Raw genomic sequence first — 18,428 nt, 5'->3', positions numbered from 1 at the left:
GTGCTCGTCGTCGCCGACGCCGTCAAGCCGACGAGCGCGGAGGCCGTCCGGCGGCTGCGGGCGCTCGGCCTGCGGCCGATGCTGCTCACCGGGGACAACGCGGCCGTCGCGGCGGCCGTCGCCGCCGAGGTCGGCATCGACGCGGCCGACGTCTTCGCGGACGTCCTCCCCGAGGACAAGGTCGCCGTCGTCCGGCGGCTCCAGGCCGAGGGGCGCAGCGTCGCCATGGTCGGCGACGGGGTGAACGACGCCGCCGCGCTCGCCCAGGCCGACCTCGGGCTCGCCATGGGCACCGGCACCGACGCCGCCATCGAGGCCGGGGACCTCACCCTGGTCCGCGGCGACCTGCGCGTGGCCGCCGACGCCATCCGCCTCGCGCGGCGCACGCTCGGCACCATCAAGTCCAATCTCTTCTGGGCCTTCGGCTACAACGTCGCCGCGCTGCCGCTGGCCGCGGCGGGCCTGCTCAACCCGATGATCGCGGGCGCGGCCATGGCCTTCTCCTCCGTCTTCGTCGTGGCCAACAGCCTGCGCCTGCGCGGCTTCCGGCCGCTGAGCCGGTAGCGACGGCGGGGCGTGTGAGCATGAGGGCATGAGCGGAACGCGGCGGCGACAGATCGGGAACGAGGAGCGGCGCGGGCGGCTCGCGCGGCGGCAGCTCCGGGCCGTGGGCAGGTGCGAGGAGGTCGCCGACGCGCTCGTGGCGCTGCACGCGACGGATCCGGCGACGGTGTTCCTGACCGTGGCGGCGCGGCTGCGGGAGCCGGGCGACGGCGTCGGGGCGCTGGAGGAGGCGCTCTACGGGGAGACCGGGTCGCTGGTGCGGATGCTGGCGATGCGGCGCACGATGTTCGTGGTGGGCCGGGCGGCGGCGCCGGGGGTGTACGCGGCGGCCGGGCGGCAGATCGCGGCGAAGGAGCGCAAGGGGCTGCTGGCGTTTCTGGCGGAGGGCGGCGGCTGGGACGAGGCGTGGCTGGAAGACGTCGAGGCGCGGGTGCGCGCGGCGCTCGACGCGCATGGTGAGACCAGCGGCGCGGGGCTGTCGAAGCTGGTGCCTGAGCTGCGCGAGCAGGTGCTGGTGGCGGCGGGGAAGCCGTACGAGGCGCGGCAGAACGTGGCGAGCCGGATCATCAGGACGATGGCCGCCGAGGGCCGGATCGAGCGGCGCAGGCCGGCCGGGTCGTGGACGAGCAGCCAGTTCCGGTGGGCGAACGCCGAGCCGCTGCCCGAGGTGCCGGTGGCCGAGGCGCGCGCCGGGGTGGTGAAGGCGTGGCTGGGGGCGTACGGACCGGGGACGGCGGCCGATCTGAAGTGGTGGACGGGGTGGTCGCTGACAGAGGTGCGCAAGGCGCTCGCGGCGGTCGGCGCCGAGGAAGTGCCGCTGGACGGGAACGCCGTCGGCCACGTACTGCCCGGTGACGCCGGGCCGTCGGCGGACGCGCCGCCGCCCGCCGCGACGCTGCTGCCCGCGCTGGACCCGACGCCCATGGGGTGGCGGGAGCGCGACTGGTTCCTGCCGCGCGAGCACCGGGCGTCCCTCTTCGACCGTTCGGGCAACGTCGGGCCCACCGTGTGGTGGGGCGGCGAGGTGATCGGCGGCTGGGCGCACCGCGCGGACGGCGCCGTCGCCTGGCGGCTGCTGGCCGACCGGGGCGCGCGGGCGGCGGACGCGGTCGGGGCGGCGGCGGAACGTCTCAGCGCTTTTCTCGCGGACGGCGGTGTGACGGTCACACCGCGATTCCGCACCCCTTTGGAGCGCGAACTGTCGGCGTGACCCGCTCGGGGCCCGCGCACCCGCCGGACTCGGTAGGCCGCGCTTACGCGCGGCGCGGCCGTATAAACCTCGCTTTCCGGACAGAATCCGGAGCGTGCATCTCCCCTCACGCCCAGCGCGTGTCACCCGCGCCGTGGCCCGCGCCGTGTGGGCGTACGTCCGCAGCGCCCCCGGCACGTACATCTGGCTGGTGATCCTGTTCTTCACCACGGTCGCGATCCACCGAATGGCGCCCGCCACGGTGGACGACTTCCTGCGGCTGCGGTCGACGAACATCCACAATCTGTCGAGCCAGCCGGTCCGCGCCCTGGTGCGCAGCGCGCTGTGGATCGACGGCGGCGGATGGCTGCTGTACGTGCTGCTCTACACGGTCTTCCACGCCACCGCCGAGCGCTGGCTGGGCACCTGGCGGTGGCTCGCGGTCGTGCTGATCGGGCACGTCGCGGCGACGTACATCAGTGAGGGCGTGCTGCTGTGGGCGATCCGGCACGGGCACGCGCCGCAGTCGGCCGCAGACACCCTCGACGTGGGCGTCAGTTACGGACTGGCGGCGGTCGAGGCGGTGCTGACCTGGGCGGTCGCGATGCCCTGGCGGTATCTGTACGGCGCCTGTGTGCTGCTCTTCTACGGGCTCGCGCTGGTCGAGGGCCGCACCTTCACCGACGTCGGGCACTTCACGTCGGTGCTGCTCGGCCTGGCCTGCTACCCGCTGACACGCGGACGGCCGGGTCGGATCGACCCGGCCGCCGCGTATCGGAGCCTGCGCGGTGCCGCCCGCAGGCGGCCCGGAGTCAGCCGACCCGGGTGAGCTTCGTGCCGAACGACGGCTCGCTCAGGTCGGACCCGAGGACGACCGGCACCGTGGTGCGGGCCGAGCCGGTGCCGAAGCCGATCGTGCCCACCTCGGCGCCGGACTTGGCGGTGTGCGGCAGCCCGTCCTTGAGGGGGGTCAGCGACAGCGTCGTCCTCAGGCCCGGCCAGCCGACGGCCTTCAGGTCCTTGCTCGCCACGACCGGCGTGTGACCGCCGAGCCCGTCGTCCACGTACCCGACGACCTCGCCCTTCTTCACTATCGTCGACGAGGTCAGGCCGCCCTGCACGGAGCTGATCAGCTTCTGCGAGTTGACCAGCGCCGCCTGGAGGCTGTCGTAGACGGTCGTGCCGCCGCGCTGCTGGAGGACGACGCCGAGGATCAACTGCTCCTTGCCGTCGACCTTCTTGTTCGCCGCCCACATCAGGGCGCCGCCCGCAGGGGTGCTCGAACCGGTCTTGATGCCGATCACACCCACGTTGACCAGGTCGTTGTTGTTGTTGTAGATCGTGCCGACGCCGGGAATGTCGATGTTCGGCTGCGCGACGACCGACCGGAACACGTCGTTCTTCATGACCTCGCGGGCGAGCTTCAACTGGTCGACGGCGGTGCTCCGCGTGGTCTCCTCGAAACCGCTCGCGCCGGTGTACGTGGTGTTGGTCATGCCGAGGTCGGCGGCGGCCTTCGTCATCTTGGTGACGAACGCCTCCTGGGTGCCGGAGTCCCAGCGCGCCAGCAGGCGGGCGATGTTGTTGCCCGAGGGGATCAGCAGCAGTTGCAGCATCTGCCGCTCGGTGAACCGCTGGCCCTTCTTGACCTGCGCGGTCGACTCGTCGCTCGAACTCGCCTCGTCGGCCGCCTGCGCGTCCACGGGGATCGTCGGACCGGTCTGCTGACCCGTCAGCGGGTGGTCGCGCAGGATCAGATACGCGGTCATCACCTTGGTGACGCTCGCGATCGGCACCGGAGTCTGCGCGCCGTGCACGCCGAGCGAGCCCAGACCCTCGACCTCGGCCACCGACTGGCCCTGCGACGGCCACGGCATGGACTGCGGCAGCGGCGTGCCGTCGAAGGTGTACGACGGGGCCGCGGTCAGCGCCATCGACGGCGCGGGCAGCGGGCGCAGCGCCTGCACCACGACGAACACGATCGCCAGCAGCACCACCAGCGGGGTCCAGATCTTGAACCGGCGCGCGACCGTCCGCAGCAGCGTCTGGCGCGGCGGCGGGGTGTTCGTCAGCTCCGCGAGCAGCTTCAGCGGCGCCTCGGGCTCCGGCGGCACGGGCATCGACCGCGTCCCGTCCGGCCCGGCCGCCGCGCCGTCCGGCGAGGCCGCCGTGGGGGTGCCGATCGCGGACGGGCTCCCGGCGTACGGGGGCAGCGGCGCGCCCGCGGCGGGCCTCGGCGGGGCGGACGGCTGCCCGATCGGGCCCGCGGCCGGACTCTCCGAGGGCTTCACGGGGCCCGTACGCGGCGTGGCGGACGCCGGAGGCGCCTGGGGCGCCTCATAGGGCGCGGAGGCGCCAGAGGGCGCGCTACGGGCTCCTGAGGCGCCTTCCGCGCCCTGCGCCGCCGTGCGCTCGGCGGGGAGATCGGACACAAGCGGGCGCAGGACGGAGGTGCTCCGGGCGCCGGGGCTCTTGGGGGCGTCGCCCTCGGGGGTGCCCCGGGGGGCGTCCTCCGGGGCCTCCTCGGGGGCGGAGCTGTCGGAGTCCTCGGGAGCGGCGTCCTCGGCGTCAGCGGCGGAAGGCGCGGCGTCCTCGGCGTCGGCGGCGTCAGCGGCGGTCGAGGCCGCCGGGGCCGCGTCCTCGGGGGCCGTGTCCTCGGGGGCCTCGGCGTCACCGGCGTCCTCGGCGTCCTCACCGTCGCCGGAGGCCGGGGTGGAGTCCGATACGTCGCCCGGTACGCCGTCGGCGCCGTTCACGTCCTCGGCGTCGTTCACGCCGTCCGCGTCCTCGGCCGTACCGTCACCGGTCTCAGAGCCGCCGGCGGTGGCGCCGGCGGCCGGCAGGCCCCCGCGCCCCCCGACGCGCAGCACGGCGGTGTGCTCGTCGCGTTCCGGCGCGGGCGGCGCGGGCGGGGCGGCGTCTTCCGCTTCCGGGCCGTCTTCGGAGCCCGCTTCGGGGCCCGACCCGTCCTCGGGGGCCTCCTCGGCGGCGGAATCCGGGTCCTGGAGGTCACGATTCGGTTCCGCTTCCGGAGGCAGGACCTCCGGGGTGCGGGGCGCGGGCGGCGTCGTGGACGTAGCCGCGTCGGAGGATTCGTCTACGACCGCTACGCCATCCGGCGTATTCGCCGTGGAGGCGGCGGCGGAGGACGCGGCCGGGTGGGGGCGTGCGCCGGAGCCCGCGGAGTCCGCCGCTTCGGGGGGCGCGGAGGGGACGGCTCCGACCGCGGCGCCCGCGTGCTCCTCCCGTACGCCCTCCGCCACGCGTGTCCCGTGCCCCTCGGTGGGCGGCCGGAACACCACCAGCCTCGGATCAGCGGTCGACCGCTCGACCGCCTCCCCCGACGTGCCCTGCCGCTGTTCCCTGCCGGGGGACTCGCCCGCCACGCAGACCTCCTCCACACATCACGAAATGGCCGCACACATCGTGCGGGGGCGGATGCCGAATGGCGCCCATACCCCTTCAAAGCTCACACTGGCAGTGTCCCGCCGACAGGCCCGCGACCCGTCCGCGACACCACCGCCCACCCCGTAGACGAGAACGACATACCACCCGGTTCCCGTCGATAAGGCAAAGGCGCTCTCGACAGGCTGGTGTGAGAGGCGTCACCCTGTCATTCATCCACGCGGGGAGGCATGGATGGGCAAGAGCCGCAGAACAATTCCGGAAGAGCTGTTGCTGCTCGCACTGGACCCGACGACCGGGACCACGGCGCAGCCTCAATCGCTCGACCTCGGCCTCGCCGGGGCACAGCTCGTCGAGCTGGCCCTGGCCGGACGGATAGCCCCTGACGGGGATCGTATAGCCGTGGTGCACCCACGGCCGACTGGAGATCCGACCCTGGACTCCGCTCTCGAACTGTTGCGGCGACGCGGCAGTCCGGTGCGGGCCGTCCACTGGATCGGCGGACCCCGCCTCGGGCTCCGCCAGACGTATCTCGCGCACCTGGAGCGGTGCGGCATGGTGCATGCCGTGCCAGGCCAGATGTGCGGGGTGCTGCCGACGACGCGGTACCAGGCGTCCGACAGCGCGGTCAGCCGGGAGATCCGTACCCGGCTGGACAGTGCGATCCGTACCGGCGTGCCGCCGGACCCGCGGACCGCCGCGCTCGCCGCGCTCGCCCACGCCGTGGGACTCGGCAAGCACCTCTACCCGGGCAACGAGGGCCGGTCGTCGCGATCGCGCCTGCGTGACCTGATCAGGTACGACCCGATGGGCGGCCTCGTCGCGCATGCCGTGATGGATGTGCAGAACGGCGTGGCGGCGCAGCCAAAGCGGCCAGCCGCTCCGGCACCGCGAGCGGCGGGGCACAGCACCATGGCCCGCGTCGGCGCCCGTTGAGTCACCGCGTGACAGCGAGTGTGCACAGGCAGCACGGTCAGTACGTTCAGCACGCTCAGTACGTGGGAGCGCGTGCGCAGGTGAGCACGTAGCGCTCGGCAACCCCCTCATCAGGGACGGCTGCGGCGCCCGTCGGCAGGGACGGGGCACCGCAATCCGCGACCATCGCGCCGTCCTCAGCGACCCGTTCCGGGAGCCGCTGTGACGCGCGGGGCGGCGGGGCCCGGGACACGTTCCGGGATCCGTCGCACCGCGCGTCGCCGTATACACCCCCGTGTACCACCGCGTACACGCCCCTGTCGGGTTACCCCCATTCGCCAGCGCGCCGATGACCGCAAGTGGCAGGCTGCTGACCATCAGTAGGTTCAGCGTGGAGGTGCACTACCAGTGGTCGCCAACGTCAATCCCACCGTCAGGCGCCGCCGGCTGGGTTCGGAACTGCGCAAGTTGCGGGAGCAGAAAGGCATGACGGCCGAGGAGGTCGCCGCCCGGCTCCTGGTGTCGCAGTCCAAGATCAGCCGGTTGGAGAACGGACGCCGGAGCATCAGCCAGCGCGATGTGCGCGACCTGTGCGGTGTGTACGGCGTCGAGGACGTGCGGATCGTCGACTCGCTGATGCAGATGGCCAAGGAGTCGCGCCAGCAGGGCTGGTGGCATGCCTTCGGTGACATCCCGTACAGCGTGTACATCGGCCTGGAGACCGAGGCGGCCAGTCTGCGGGTCTTCGAACCCCAGGTGGTGCCGGGCCTGTTGCAGACCCCGGGGTACGCCGCCGCGATGATCGCGGGCAATCTGCCGGAGGCCACTCCCGAACAGGTCGACAAGCGCGTCAGCGTGAGAATGCGCCGGCAGCAGCGGATCACCGACAAGGACATGCCGCTGCGGATGTGGGCCGTCATGGACGAGGCCGCGCTGTGCCGCAAGGTCGGCGACGAGCAGGTGATGCGCGAACAGCTCCTGCATTTGGTGGAGTTGAGCCATATGCCGCATGTGACCGTGCAGGTGCTGCCGTTCGAGGCGGGCGCGCATCCCGGTTTGAGCGGGCAGTTCGCGGTACTGGAGTTCACCGACGTGACCGATGCCACGGTGGTCTATCTCGAAGGCGTCAACAGCGACCTGTACTTGGAGAAGGACACCGATGTGCAGGCGTACAGCGTGATGTACGAGCACCTTCGGGCCCAGGCGCTCAGCGCCGAACTGACCCGGCAGTTCATCATCGAGGCGGCGGAACGATACACCCGCTGAAGTGCGGGCGATACGGTACACCCCCGCTCGCTCCCATTGGAAGAGTTACTGGGAATATGCCATCCACTTGGGTGAAGTGGCCCACCGGTCCGCGATGTTGGCTAGTAGCGTCGAGCGCGTAGTCAGGCATTGGCGTACCTCGCCGCCGCCATCAGCACAGACCGGAGCAGAGATGGCAATCAAGCTGGGCAGTACTCCCGCGTGGATGAAGTCCTCGCGGTCCACCGGAAATGGCGCCTGTGTGGAAGTGAAGTCCCCGGCCGTCGAGTCGGTCGTGGTCCGCGACTCCAAGGACCCGCAGGGTCCGGTCCTCAGCTTTTCTCCTGAGGCGTGGACCTCGTTCGTCACGGACGTCGACCGCGGCGCCTTCACGATCAACTAGTACAGCGCGCGCACCTTCAGAAGTACCGCGGAAGACCGCGGAAGTATCGCGGGAGACCGCAGAAGAGCCCTCTCGTCTGGCCGCCGTCCTAGCCGAGGGGGCTCACTGCTGTCCGTGGGCCCATGGGGCCCGTGGATCACCGGAGTTGATCGACATACGTGTCCGTGCCGGGAATGGTCGGAATGAAGGGAGCGATGAATTCCACTTTCGCCGACCGTCCCGCCGAGTCGGTCCGGCCGGCGATCTCGGCGGCGTGAGCGGCGAAATGCTCTTCCCAGCCCTCGCGTGGATCGTGTTGCAGGAACCACAGGAGGGTGAGCCGGGTTTCGACGCCTTCGACCTGTTTCACATACGACATGCGGTCGAGCGGCAGCGGAGTGGGCGTGAAGATCACCACCATCGCCGCCGGTGATCCGGCGAGCTTCTTCGGCAGGTGGCGGGCCCGCAGCCATTCCAGCAATTCGTCCCGGCCTTCGGCGGATTCCGCCTCCAGCACTTCGAGGACGAGTCCGCGGTACGGGTGGTCGAGCGCGTGGATGTCGCGCGGACCGGCGGCGCCGTCCCGGTAGACGCTCGCCGCGCGGTCCTGGAACGCGGTGAAGACGTGGGTGCGGTCGTGGTAGACGCGGGCGTCGCGGTTGAGCCGCTTGTTGATGCCGACCGTCCACCGCATGTGCGCGTCGTAGCGGCCCTCGGTGATCCAGTACAGCGACAGGTAGCAGCCCGCGGTGACCGGCTGCGCGACCGCGGAGTCCGCCGGGTACCGCAGGTCCAGCAGCGGCCGCGTGGCCACCCAGCGGCGCCCGGCGTACAGCCAGGGCATCGCCATCGCACCGGCGATGAAGTGGTCGTCCTCGTACCACCGGTTGTACGCGTATTCGTGCCCGGCGTGCGGCTCGACCATGGTGATCAGCGCGTGCCCGACATCGACGCCGTACGGTCCGACGGCCGCGAGCCGTCCGTACGCCTCGACGTCCGTTCCGCTGTCCGGGCCCGTTCTCACGTCCTCAGCCATGAATCTGACGCTACGTCAGCTCTGGGGAGAAGTGAAGGTGCCCGGATGCTGGAAAGTACCTGGACATGGCAACGATTCTTCGTAGGCTGCCGGACATGACCACCACCCGTGCCGCCGTGCCCGCCCTCGCCGCCCGCGCCGTCTCGGTGGGCGCCTCGCCGGTACGGGAGATCCTGGCGCTGACCGCGCGGCCGGAGGTGATCTCCTTCGCCGGCGGGCTGCCCGCGCCCGAGCTGTTCGACGCGGCGGCCATCGCGGAGGCGTACGCCCGCGTCCTGGCCGAGCGGCCGCACAAGGTGCTCCAGTACTCGACGACCGAGGGCGATCCCGCGCTGCGCGCGGCCGTGGCGGCCCGGCTGAGCGGGCGCGACCTGGCGACGGGCATGGACGACATCCTGGTGACCGGCGGCTCGCAGCAGGGGCTCGCGCTGATCGCGACCGCGCTGATCGAGCCCGGCGATGTGGTGCTGGTGGAGAATCCGACGTATCTGGCGGCGCTCCAGTGCTTCGGCTTCGCGGGCGCCCGGGTGGTGCCGGTGCCGACCGACGCGTACGGGGTGGTCCCGCAGGCGCTGGAGGAGGTGGCGCGCCGGGAACGGCCGAAACTGCTCTACCTGGTGCCCAACTTCCAGAATCCGACCGGGCGTACGCTCCCGCTCGAACGCCGCCGCGCGGTGGCCGAGGCGGCGGAGCGGCACGGGCTGTGGATCGCGGAGGACGACCCGTACGGGGATCTGCGGTTCGAGGGCGAGAGCGTGCCGTGGATCGCGGCGCTGCCCGAGGCCGCCGACCGGACGGTCCTGCTCGGCAGCTTCTCCAAGATCATGTCGCCGGGGATGCGGCTCGGCTGGCTGCGGGCGCCCGCCGCGCTGCTGCGCGCCTGCGTGATCGCCAAGCAGGCCGCCGACCTGCACACCTCGACCGTCGACCAGGCCGCCGCCGCGCGCTACCTCGCCGACCACGACCTGGACGTCCATCTGGACCGGGTGCGTACCGCCTACCGCGCCCGGCGCGACGCGCTGCTCGCCGGGCTCCCGGCCGCGCTGCCCTCCGGCAGCACCTGGAACCGGCCCGAGGGCGGCATGTTCGTCTGGGTGCGGCTGCCCGCGGGGTACGACGCGACGGCGCTGCTGCCGGCCGCGGTCGGCCACGACGTGGCGTACGTACCGGGGTTGCCGTTCTTCGCGGAGGCGCCGGAGGCGGGGGCGCTGCGGATGTCCTTCACGACGCACACGCCGGAGGAGATCGCGGAAGGGCTGCGGCGGCTGGCGAAGGTCTTCGCCTGAAGTCGTCGGCGGGGGGCCGTACATCGGCCTGGAGACGTACGTACGCGGGGCGCCGTGCGTCCGTAACCGCGGGCGCTACCGCATCAGTTCGCCCGCGTTGACGAGCAGTGACTGTCCGGTGATCGCGCGGGCGCGGTCGGAGGCGAGGAACACGGCGGCCTCCGCCACGTCGCCGTCGGTGGCCAGTTCGGGCAGTGCCATGCGGCGGGCGAGGCGGGCCAGCACCTCGTCCTCGCCGACGCCCTCGGCGCGGGCGGTGAGCGCGACGAAGGACTGCACGGGCGGCCCCCACATCCAGCCGGGCAGCACGGTGTTGACCCGGATGCGGTACGGGCCCAGCTCGCGCGCGAGTGAGTACATCGCGGAGGTGAGGGCGCCCTTGGAGGCCGCGTACGCCGCCTGGCGGACCTGGCTGGGCGCCGCGACCGCGGACTGGGTGCCGATGAACACGACGGAGCCGCCGCGCTCCTGGCGCTTGAGGGCGGGCAGACACGCCTGGGCGAGCCTCAGCGACCCGAGCAGATTGACGTCGAGGACCCGCTGCCAGGCGGCGAAGTCCGCGTCCTCCAGGCCGCCGAAGTAGTCGTCGAGCGCGGCGACCTGGACGACGGCGTCGATCCCGCCGAACCGCTCCTGCGCCAGCGCCGCCAGCGCCTCGCACTGCGCGCCGTCGGCGATGTCGGTGGGCAGCCAGGCCGTCGAGGCGCCCGCCGGATCGATCTCGGCCGCCGTCTTGGCCAGCCGTTCGGCGGTCCGCGCGCCCAGCACCGCCCGTCCGCCGTCGCGTACGACGGCCGCCGCCACGCGCTGCCCGAGGCCGGCGCCGACGCCGGTCACGACCACGGTCTTCCCGTTCAGGAGCATGTCGGCCTCCGCAAGCATTTTCTGACGGAGCGTCAGAATAGGGCGGGCGCCCGCAGGAGGGAAGGCCGCGGCGGTCACGCGTGCGTCGGCGATCGGCCGCTCCCCTCTGCTTCCGCACGGGATCCCGTATCCCGGACGGCTGCCTCCTGTGTCCCGCGCGTCCCGCGGGCCTCGTGCGACGTCCAGCGAAGTGTCCGCTCATCGTGGGTTGGTGATCAGGGTCACGACAATGCCAAGGTAAGCAAAGAGCGAGTAAAATCGTTCGGCTTTCTGATCTGAGTTCAGACTCTTGAACGCAGGGACCCTTGACCGGCCCCCCGCACGAGGGGTTCAATCCCGGAAGTCCCCACTCCCGCACGGGGGCGACCCGCCCGGACCGGCGCCACAGCGAAGTGCGCTCCTGTTCACAAGGCGGACCCCTCTGGAGGGGACATGAACAGTCTCGACTGGACCGTGCTGATCGCGTACTTCGGCGTGATGCTCGCGATCGGACTCTGGTCCCACAAGCGCGTCGACGACGTCGGCGACTACTTCACCGCGGGCGGCAAGATGCCGTGGTGGCTGTCCGGCATCTCGCACCACATGTCGGGCTACAGCGCGGTGATGTTCACCGGTTACGCGGGCATCGCCTACACCTACGGCATCACCTCCTACGTCACCTGGTCGTTCCCGATCGCGCTCGGCATCGCCATCGGTGCCAAGCTCTTCGCGCCCCGGCTCAACCGGCTGCGCTCGCGGCTCCATGTGGCCTCGCCGCTCGAATACCTCAAGAACCGTTACAACCTGACGACCCAGCAGGCGCTCGCCTGGTCCGGCGTGCTGCTCAAGATCGTGGACGTCGGCGCCAAGTGGGCCGCCATCGCCACGCTGTTGTCCGTCTTCACCGGGGTCACCATCACCCAGGGCATCGTCATCACCGGCGCGATCACCGCCATCTACTGCACGGTCGGCGGTCTGTGGGCGGACGCGCTCACCGAACTGGGCCAGTTCGTCATCCAGTTGATCGCCGGGCTCGCGATGCTCGTCGCCGCGCTCAACAAGGTCGGCGGGATCAGCGGCATCTGGAACGTGTGGGACGAGCCCGCGCTCAAGCACCACGCCGACCCGGTCGCGGGCCCGTACACCACCGTCTTCCTGCTGGCGTACCTGTTCATCAAGACCTTCGAGTACAACGGCGGCATGTGGAACCAGGCCCAGCGCTACATGGCCACCGGCTCCGCCCGCGAGGCCACCCGCAGCGCCTGGCTGTCGTCGGCGCTGTGGTTCGTCTGGCCCGTGATCCTCTTCTTCCCGATGTGGATCTCGCCGCTGCTGGTGCACGCCAAGAAGCCGGACGGCTCGGACTCGTACGGCCTGATGGTCGAACAGCTCCTGCCGCACGGCCTGTTGGGCCTGGTCGTGGTCGGCTTCTTCTCGCACACCATGGCCATGTGCTCCTCGGACGCCAACGCCATCGCCGCCGTCGTCACCCGTGACATCGCCCCGGCCTTCTCGAAGACCGCCCGCGAATGGTCGGCCCAGGTCGGGCTGATCGCCGCCCGGTTGACCACGCTGGCCTTCCTCGGCCTGTCCATGGCCGTGGCCACCCAGGTCAACTCCCCCACCTTCAAGGACATCATCACCATCGTCATCAAGTGGGTGGCCGGTCTGATGGGGCCGATCGCGATCCCGTTCATGCTCGGGCTGCTCCCGCGCTTCCGCAAGTCCGGCCCGACCGCGGCCCTCACGAGCTGGGCGCTCGGCCTGCTCGCCTTCTACCTGCTCAACTACCCCATCAACGACGCCGTCTCGGGCGGCGTCAACCTCGAATACCAGATCTCGCTCCCGCTGGCCGTCTCGCTCGTCCTCTACATCGTCATCGGCTGGATCAAGCCGGAGGACACGCCGGAGCGGGACGCTCTTCTCGCACTGATCAACTCCGACGACGGCGGCGGCCCCGGCCCGGCCTCCGTCTCCCTCCCCGAACCGTCGTCGGAGCCGACACCGACGACGGTGTCGGAGTAACGCTCCTTGGCCGCGGCCCGCTGACGAAAGCGGGTCGCGGCCCGCCCGGACGCGCCCCCAAGGGGCACCCCCGGGCTACGCCGCCGGGTAGCGGTCGAGCCAGGCCGGGCTGGCGCCCGAAGGGCCGTGGAGGGCGGGGGCCTGGGTCATCTCCATGGCGAAGTCGTCGGCGAGCTGGAGCAGCGTGGCACGGCCTTCGAGCTCGGCGATCCACGCGGGCGGCAGCGCCGTCTCCCCGTGCTGGACGCCGAGCAGATTGCCGCAGATGGAGCCGGTGGAGTCGCTGTCGCCCGAGTGGTTGACGGCGAGCAGCAGCCCGTGGCGCACGTCCTCGGCGACCAGGGCGCAGTAGACGCCGATCGCCAGCGCCTCCTCGGCCGTCCAGCCCTCCCCCAGCGCCTCCACGCGCTGCGGCGACGGCATCCCCTGCCGTACGGCGCCCAGGGCGCCCTGGAGCGCGTCCGTCGTCTCCTGGTGGCCGGGGCGGGCGCCGAGCAGGGCGAGGGCGTGCTGGACGGAGCCGTCGAGGGCCTCGCCGCGCGCCAGTCCGTGCACGATGACGGCGAAGGCTCCGGCGGCGAGCTGCCCGGTGGGGTGGCCGTGGGTCTGGGCGGCGCACTCCACGGCGAGCTGGAAGACGAGCTGCGGTTCCCAGCCGACCAGCAGCCCGAAGGGCGCGGAGCGCATCACGGTGCCGCACCCCTTGGAACCGGGGTTCTTCGGCTCCTCCAGGGTGCCCATCCGGTCGTCGGACAGGCCGCTCAGGCACGCCTCGCCCGGCGCTCGCCGCGCGTAGAGCCACTCCTCGCGGGCCAGCCAGCCGGTGTCCTTGCGGCGCTCGTCGGGCCCCCACTCGGTCTGGGTGGCCGACCAGCGGCGGTAGGCGCGGTGGATGTCGGTGGGCGGGTGCCAGGCGCCGGTGTCCCGGCGCACCTGGGCTCTGATCAGGCCCTCGACCGTGAACATCGTCATCTGCGTGTCGTCGGTGACCGCGCCGCGTCTGCCGTACGCCGGAACGTAGTCGGTGACGCCGTCCGTGCCGTGATCGCGCTGGATCGCCTCGAACGACTCGAATTCGACGCCCGCGCCCAGCGCGTCCCCGATCGCCCCGCCCAGCAGGCAGCCCCGCACGCGGCTGCGGAAGTCCTGCTGCTGCGCGCGACCCCAGACAGCGGTCAAAGCGGTCCCCTTCGATCAACCCCGATCCGAACCCGTTCTGCGCCAGCACGATAGCCGACGTCACCAGGAGCGGAAGGGGGCCCTGGGGTCGGTGACGCTCGTCCGCGAACGGTGGTGATCCGGTCGGATACGGCCGGACGCCGGAAATCCTCGGACGCGCGACCCAGGTGTCGGACTCGGGCGCGGGAGCCGGGTCCGCGACGCGGGCCGCGCAACTCGGGCGTAAGGCGCACATACACGGCTCACGTACGCGGCTCACGTACGCGAGAAGACGCCGATGGCGTTGGCGACCGGACGCTCGGCGCCGCCCGACGGGTGGTTGCGTACGGTCACCGCCACCGCGCCGGGGTCGCGGGCGACCAGCGTCGTGGAACCGCCGCCGTCGAGGTTCACCGCCGAATCTGCACCCAATTCCCTCATGACGGACGCAAGTTCTGCGATGGTCAGGCCCGCGCCCGACTCGGCGGAGCCGTCCAGCGCCAGCAGGTACAGCGTGCTGCCCGACGCGTCGAAACCGGCGGCCGTACGCGTGGCCGCCGTCGTGTCGTCCAGGCCCGCGAGCGGCTGTCCGCCGCGCAGGACGGGGAAGCCGCCGACCGCGAAGACGTACGGCTCGCGCGAGAGCGTCGGCGTGAGGCGGCTGTCGACCTCCACGCGTTCGCCCACGCGCAGGGCGCGCAGCGTGTCGGCGCCCGCGTCCCGGCCGAGCAGTACGGTGCTGCCCGCGGGAATCGCTCCCGCGCCGGGCGCCTGCGCGACCGCCGCGACCCGTCCCTGACGTACCGTCACTTCATAGGTGTCCGTGCTGCATCCGGCGCCGCGCGAGGTGTCCGTGCCGCAGACCGCCCGCTGCCGGGAGACCGTCCCCCAGTCCGCCGTGTACGCGCCGACGCCGCCGACGGGCAGCGCGTACTGGTTGTAGCCGCCCAGCGGGATGCTCCCCTGCGGGGTGCGCACCGACCCCCGCAGGTCCAGCCGGTCGAGCCGCAGCCTGCGGTCCTTGCCCATGCCGAGCACGTCGCGCGTGGTGTCCCCCGGGGGCATCGCGGGTCCGAAGCGCTGGCCGTCGGGCACCGCGGCCTTCAGGTCCCGTCCGGAACCGATCTCCGGGCCCACCGAGGAGCCGGTCGGCGCCACGCCGGGGTGCTGGTCCTCGGTGATGTTGAAGAAGTCGCCGTTCACCGCGCCCACCGCCTGCCGGTCGTCGGCGAGCCCCGACACCGCCTGCCGCGCCGCCACCGCCCCCGGCGTCAACAGGTCGAGCCGCGTACGGGATTCACGCAGGTCCACCGCGAGCACATGCCCGTGCACGGTCCCGCGCGAGGCCGCCACCGAGAACTCCCGGTACTCCACGCCCGGCCCGAGCCGCTCCACCCGCTCGTACGGCAGCCCGCCGCCGGTACCGCTGTCCGCCGCGACGGCCGTCGCCCCCGCCAGTCCCCCGGCGAGCACCCCCGCCGCGACCGCCAGGGCCACGCCCACCCGCCCGCTCCACGCCACTTCTCCCCCAAGGGTGTCTCGGTTCCCGTGAGTCCTGTGAGTCCCGTGTCTCCCGTGACTCCCACAGGACTCCACCACCCCCGCAATCCCCGCACCGGAACACGGCGAAACGCGGCCATGACGGTGGTGCGAATTCACCCCTCCGGTGGGCGGCGGGTGTCAGGCGCCGAGTGCCTGCGGACGTCAGCCGCCGCGTACCTGCGGTCGTCAGTCGCCCAGGACCGGGAGGAGGTCGGGGAGGTGGCCGTCGGAGGCGAGGCCGGTGGTGATGCGCTCTTCGGGGACCTGACCGTAGAGGGTGGTGCGCTGGCGGGAGGGGCGGCCTGCGGCTTCGGCGATGGCGACCAGGTCGCGGATGGAGCGGTAGGAGCCGTAACTGGAGCCCGCCATACGGGAGATGGTCTCCTCCATCAGGGTGCCGCCGAGGTCGTTGGCGCCGGAGCGGAGCATTTCGGCGGCGCCGTCCGCACCGAGCTTGACCCAACTGGTCTGGATGTTGGTGATGTGCGGGTGGAGCAGGAGGCGGGCCATGGCGGTGACGGCCCGGTTGTCGCGGGCGGTCGGGCCGGGGCGGGCGATGCCCGCGAGGTAGACCGGGGCGTTGGTGTGGATGAAGGGGAGGGTGACGAATTCGGTGAAGCCGCCGGTCTCCTTCTGGATCTCCGCGAGCAGCCGGAGGTGGCCGAGCCAGTGGTGGGGCTGGTCGACGTGGCCGTACATCATGGTGGACGAGGACCGTATGCCCAGCGCGTGGGCGGCCTTGACGACCTCGATCCAGGTGGCGGTCGGCAGCTTGCCCTTGGTGAGGACCCAGCGGACCTCGTCGTCCAGGATCTCGGCGGCGGTGCCGGGGATGGAGTCCAGGCCCGCTTCCTTGGCGGCGGCCAGCCAGTCGCTGATCGACAGGCCGGTGCGCGTCGCGCCGTTGACGACCTCCATCGGGGAGAAGGCGTGCATGTGCATGCCGGGGACGCGGGCCTTGACCGCGCGCGCGATGTCGAAATAGGCGGTGCCGGGCAGGTCGGGGTGGATGCCGCCCTGCATGCACACCTCGGTGGCGCCGACCTGCCACGCCTGCTCGACGCGGTCGGCGACCTGGTCGAGGGAGAGGGTGTACGCGTCGGCGTCGGTGCGGCGCTGCGCGAAGGCGCAGAAGCGGCAGCCGGTGTAGCAGACGTTGGTGAAGTTGATGTTGCGGGTGACGATGTACGTCACCTCGTCGCCGACGACCGCGCGCCGCAGGTCGTCCGCGATCCGGCACAGCGCGTCCAGGGCGGGGCCGTCCGCGTGCAGCAGGGCCAGCGCCTCGGCGTCGGTGAGCCTGGTCGGGTCGTCGGCGGCCACCGACAGGGCTTGCTTGACGTCGGCGTCCACCCGGTCGGGGACCATGCCGGGCGCGGCCTGCTCACGCAGTTCGGCCCAGTCGCCGTAGACCTCGTCGAAGTCGTCGCGGCGGTCGGCCGTACGTCCTTCGGTGTCGATCGTGCGGTGCAGGTCGGTGCGGCCGGTGCCGGCGCTGGTGAAGCCCTCGTCCGGCTCCTGCCACGGGCGGCCCACGACCGGCGCGGCCTCGTCCGCCAGCCCGGTGGCGGGGTCGGCGAGCGCCGTGACGTGCGGGATCAGGCGCGGGTCGAGCCAGGGCTCGCCGCGCCGGACGAACTCCGGGTAGATGGTGAGGCGTTCGCGCAGCGCGAAGCCCGACTCGGCCGTACGGGCGGCCAGTTCGTCGATCTGCGGCCACGGGCGCTCGGGGTTGACGTGGTCTGGAGTGAGCGGTGAGACGCCGCCCCAGTCGTCGATGCCGGCCTCGATGAAGCGGGCGTATTCGCCGTCCACCAGATTCGGCGGCGCCTGGATGCGGGCGGACGGCCCGAGCACGATCCTGGCCACCGCGATGGCCGCCGCCAGCTCCTCCAGCTCCGCGTCCGGCATGCCGCGCATGGCGGTGTCCGGCTTGGCGCGGAAGTTCTGGATGATCACTTCCTGGATGCCGTGGTAGCGGCGGGCGGTCCTGCGGATCGCGAAGAGCGACTCGGCGCGCTCCTCGTACGTCTCGCCGATGCCGATGAGAATGCCGGTGGTGAACGGCACGTTGGAGCGGCCCGCGTCCTCCAGGACCCGCAGCCGTACGGCCGGCTCCTTGTCCGGCGAGCCGTAGTGCGGGGCGCCCGGCTCCGACCACAGGCGGGTGGCGGTCGTCTCCAGCATCATGCCCATGGACGGCGCGACCGGCTTGAGCCGCTGGAGGTCGGTCCAGCTCAGCACACCCGGATTGAGGTGCGGCAGCAGGCCGGTCTCCTCCAGCACCCGCACCGACATGGCCCGTACGTACGCGAGCGTGTCGTCGTAGCCGTGCGCGTCCAGCCACTCGCGCGCCTCGGGCCAGCGCTCCTCGGGGCGGTCGCCGAGGGTGAACAGCGCTTCTTTGCAGCCCATTTCGGCGCCGCGCCTGGCGATGTCCAGCACCTCGTCCGGCGACAAGTAGATGCCGTGACCTTCGCGGCGCAGCTTCCCGGGCACCGTCACGAAAGTGCAGTAATGACATTTGTCCCGGCACAGCCGCGTCAGCGGAATGAAGACCTTCCGCGAATACGTGATGACGCCCGGCCGTCCCACCGCTTCGAGGCCCGCGTCCCGCAGCCGGGCGGCCGTGCCCGCGAGTCCGGCCAGGTCCTGGCCACGGGCTTGCAGCAGGACGGCGGCCTCGCCCGTGTCCAGGGCGACGCCTTGGTCCGCGCGGTGCAGGGCGCGGCGCATGGCATTGGCGGTGGGCGTCGGCGAAGTCATTCTTCGAGGATAGGCGGCCCCGCCGACAATTCGCTGTGCGCTCAGGCCCTCTTCGGCCCGATCCCCCTGTCG

14 protein-coding genes are annotated in these 18,428 nt (G+C 72.0%); 8 read left to right on the top strand and 6 right to left on the bottom strand.

Going from position 1 to position 18,428, the window contains the following annotated elements:
• The 3 genes from BGM09_RS24830 to BGM09_RS24820 all read left to right on the top strand — a co-directional run.
• The coding region (locus BGM09_RS24830) for an HAD-IC family P-type ATPase (protein ID WP_188283923.1) at positions 1–564 on the top strand (564 nt) is incomplete at its 5' end.
• A gap of 28 nt (positions 565–592) precedes the next feature.
• Positions 593–1,774, top strand: coding sequence for a winged helix DNA-binding domain-containing protein (locus BGM09_RS24825; protein ID WP_188283922.1), 1,182 nt, complete (start codon positions 593–595; stop codon positions 1,772–1,774).
• 94 nt (positions 1,775–1,868) lie between these two features.
• A complete protein-coding gene (locus tag BGM09_RS24820) occupies positions 1,869–2,582 on the top strand; it encodes a rhomboid-like protein (protein WP_317452884.1) in 714 nt (237 codons plus the stop codon).
• On the opposite strand, the gene BGM09_RS38970 is transcribed toward BGM09_RS24820, so the two are convergent.
• On the bottom strand, positions 2,566–5,139 hold the full coding sequence (locus tag BGM09_RS38970) for a D-alanyl-D-alanine carboxypeptidase (protein WP_188283921.1): 2,574 nt from the start codon (positions 5,137–5,139) through the stop codon (positions 2,566–2,568). The two genes, BGM09_RS24820 and BGM09_RS38970, sit on opposite strands and share 17 nt — an antisense overlap.
• A gap of 253 nt (positions 5,140–5,392) precedes the next feature.
• Between BGM09_RS38970 and BGM09_RS24810 the strand changes: the two genes are divergently transcribed.
• The 3 genes from BGM09_RS24810 (at position 5,393) to BGM09_RS24800 (ending at position 7,721) form a co-directional block, all read left to right on the top strand.
• Positions 5,393–6,094 carry a GOLPH3/VPS74 family protein gene (locus BGM09_RS24810; protein ID WP_188283920.1) on the top strand — a complete coding sequence of 234 codons (702 nt, stop codon included), beginning with the start codon at positions 5,393–5,395 and terminating at the stop codon, positions 6,092–6,094.
• 387 nt (positions 6,095–6,481) lie between these two features.
• Positions 6,482–7,339, top strand: a complete 858-nt coding sequence (locus tag BGM09_RS24805) for a helix-turn-helix domain-containing protein (RefSeq protein ID WP_188283919.1) — start codon at positions 6,482–6,484, stop codon at positions 7,337–7,339.
• A 172-nt stretch (positions 7,340–7,511) separates the two neighbouring features.
• Positions 7,512–7,721: a DUF397 domain-containing protein gene (locus BGM09_RS24800; RefSeq protein WP_188283918.1), complete on the top strand. Its 210-nt coding sequence runs from the start codon at positions 7,512–7,514 to the stop codon at positions 7,719–7,721.
• Positions 7,722–7,857: 136 nt separating this feature from the next.
• On the opposite strand, the gene BGM09_RS24795 is transcribed toward BGM09_RS24800, so the two are convergent.
• On the bottom strand, positions 7,858–8,736 hold the full coding sequence (locus tag BGM09_RS24795; RefSeq protein WP_188283917.1) for a hypothetical protein: 879 nt from the start codon (positions 8,734–8,736) through the stop codon (positions 7,858–7,860).
• A gap of 95 nt (positions 8,737–8,831) precedes the next feature.
• On the opposite strand from BGM09_RS24795, the gene BGM09_RS24790 reads away from it, so the two are divergent.
• On the top strand, positions 8,832–10,022 hold the full coding sequence (locus tag BGM09_RS24790) for a PLP-dependent aminotransferase family protein (protein ID WP_188283916.1): 1,191 nt from the start codon (positions 8,832–8,834) through the stop codon (positions 10,020–10,022).
• Between the two features lie 75 nt (positions 10,023–10,097).
• On the opposite strand, the gene BGM09_RS24785 is transcribed toward BGM09_RS24790, so the two are convergent.
• Positions 10,098–10,886: an SDR family oxidoreductase gene (locus BGM09_RS24785; RefSeq protein WP_188283915.1), complete on the bottom strand. Its 789-nt coding sequence runs from the start codon at positions 10,884–10,886 to the stop codon at positions 10,098–10,100.
• A 432-nt stretch (positions 10,887–11,318) separates the two neighbouring features.
• Between BGM09_RS24785 and BGM09_RS24780 the strand changes: the two genes are divergently transcribed.
• Entirely contained in the window at positions 11,319–12,890 is a 1,572-nt protein-coding gene (locus BGM09_RS24780) for a sodium:solute symporter family protein (RefSeq protein ID WP_188283914.1), read from the top strand.
• 75 nt (positions 12,891–12,965) lie between these two features.
• Here the strand turns inward: BGM09_RS24780 and BGM09_RS24775 are convergent, their stop codons facing one another.
• The 3 genes from BGM09_RS24775 to BGM09_RS24765 form a co-directional block, all read right to left on the bottom strand.
• On the bottom strand, positions 12,966–14,069 hold the full coding sequence (locus BGM09_RS24775) for an ADP-ribosylglycohydrolase family protein (RefSeq protein ID WP_188283913.1): 1,104 nt from the start codon (positions 14,067–14,069) through the stop codon (positions 12,966–12,968).
• Between the two features lie 255 nt (positions 14,070–14,324).
• Positions 14,325–15,551, bottom strand: a complete 1,227-nt coding sequence (locus tag BGM09_RS24770; RefSeq protein ID WP_188283912.1) for a phosphodiester glycosidase family protein — start codon at positions 15,549–15,551, stop codon at positions 14,325–14,327.
• 225 nt (positions 15,552–15,776) lie between these two features.
• Positions 15,777–18,356: a bifunctional FO biosynthesis protein CofGH gene (locus tag BGM09_RS24765; RefSeq protein WP_188283911.1), complete on the bottom strand. Its 2,580-nt coding sequence runs from the start codon at positions 18,354–18,356 to the stop codon at positions 15,777–15,779.
• Between the last annotated feature and the right edge of the window lie 72 nt (positions 18,357–18,428).

Source organism: Streptomyces sp. CBMA29 (assembly GCF_014596445.1).
In the GTDB taxonomy this organism is placed as follows: Bacteria; Actinomycetota; Actinomycetes; order Streptomycetales; family Streptomycetaceae; genus Actinacidiphila.
Note: the sequence above shows the minus strand (reverse complement) of the source record. Positions and strands in the feature narration are given on the sequence as shown.

What these genes read in the sequence shown, in the direction of transcription:
- BGM09_RS24780 (WP_188283914.1), top strand. Translation starts at nt 11,319, where the DNA reads ATGAACAGTCTCGACTGGACCGTGCTGATCGCGTACTTCGGCGTGATG.
- BGM09_RS24825 (WP_188283922.1), top strand. Translation starts at nt 593, where the DNA reads ATGAGCGGAACGCGGCGGCGACAGATCGGGAACGAGGAGCGGCGCGGG.
- BGM09_RS24810 (WP_188283920.1), top strand. Translation starts at nt 5,393, where the DNA reads ATGGGCAAGAGCCGCAGAACAATTCCGGAAGAGCTGTTGCTGCTCGCA.
- BGM09_RS24765 (WP_188283911.1), bottom strand. Translation starts at nt 18,356, where the DNA reads ATGACTTCGCCGACGCCCACCGCCAATGCCATGCGCCGCGCCCTGCAC.
- BGM09_RS24790 (WP_188283916.1), top strand. Translation starts at nt 8,832, where the DNA reads ATGACCACCACCCGTGCCGCCGTGCCCGCCCTCGCCGCCCGCGCCGTC.
- BGM09_RS24785 (WP_188283915.1), bottom strand. Translation starts at nt 10,886, where the DNA reads ATGCTCCTGAACGGGAAGACCGTGGTCGTGACCGGCGTCGGCGCCGGC.
- BGM09_RS24800 (WP_188283918.1), top strand. Translation starts at nt 7,512, where the DNA reads ATGGCAATCAAGCTGGGCAGTACTCCCGCGTGGATGAAGTCCTCGCGG.
- BGM09_RS24795 (WP_188283917.1), bottom strand. Translation starts at nt 8,736, where the DNA reads ATGGCTGAGGACGTGAGAACGGGCCCGGACAGCGGAACGGACGTCGAG.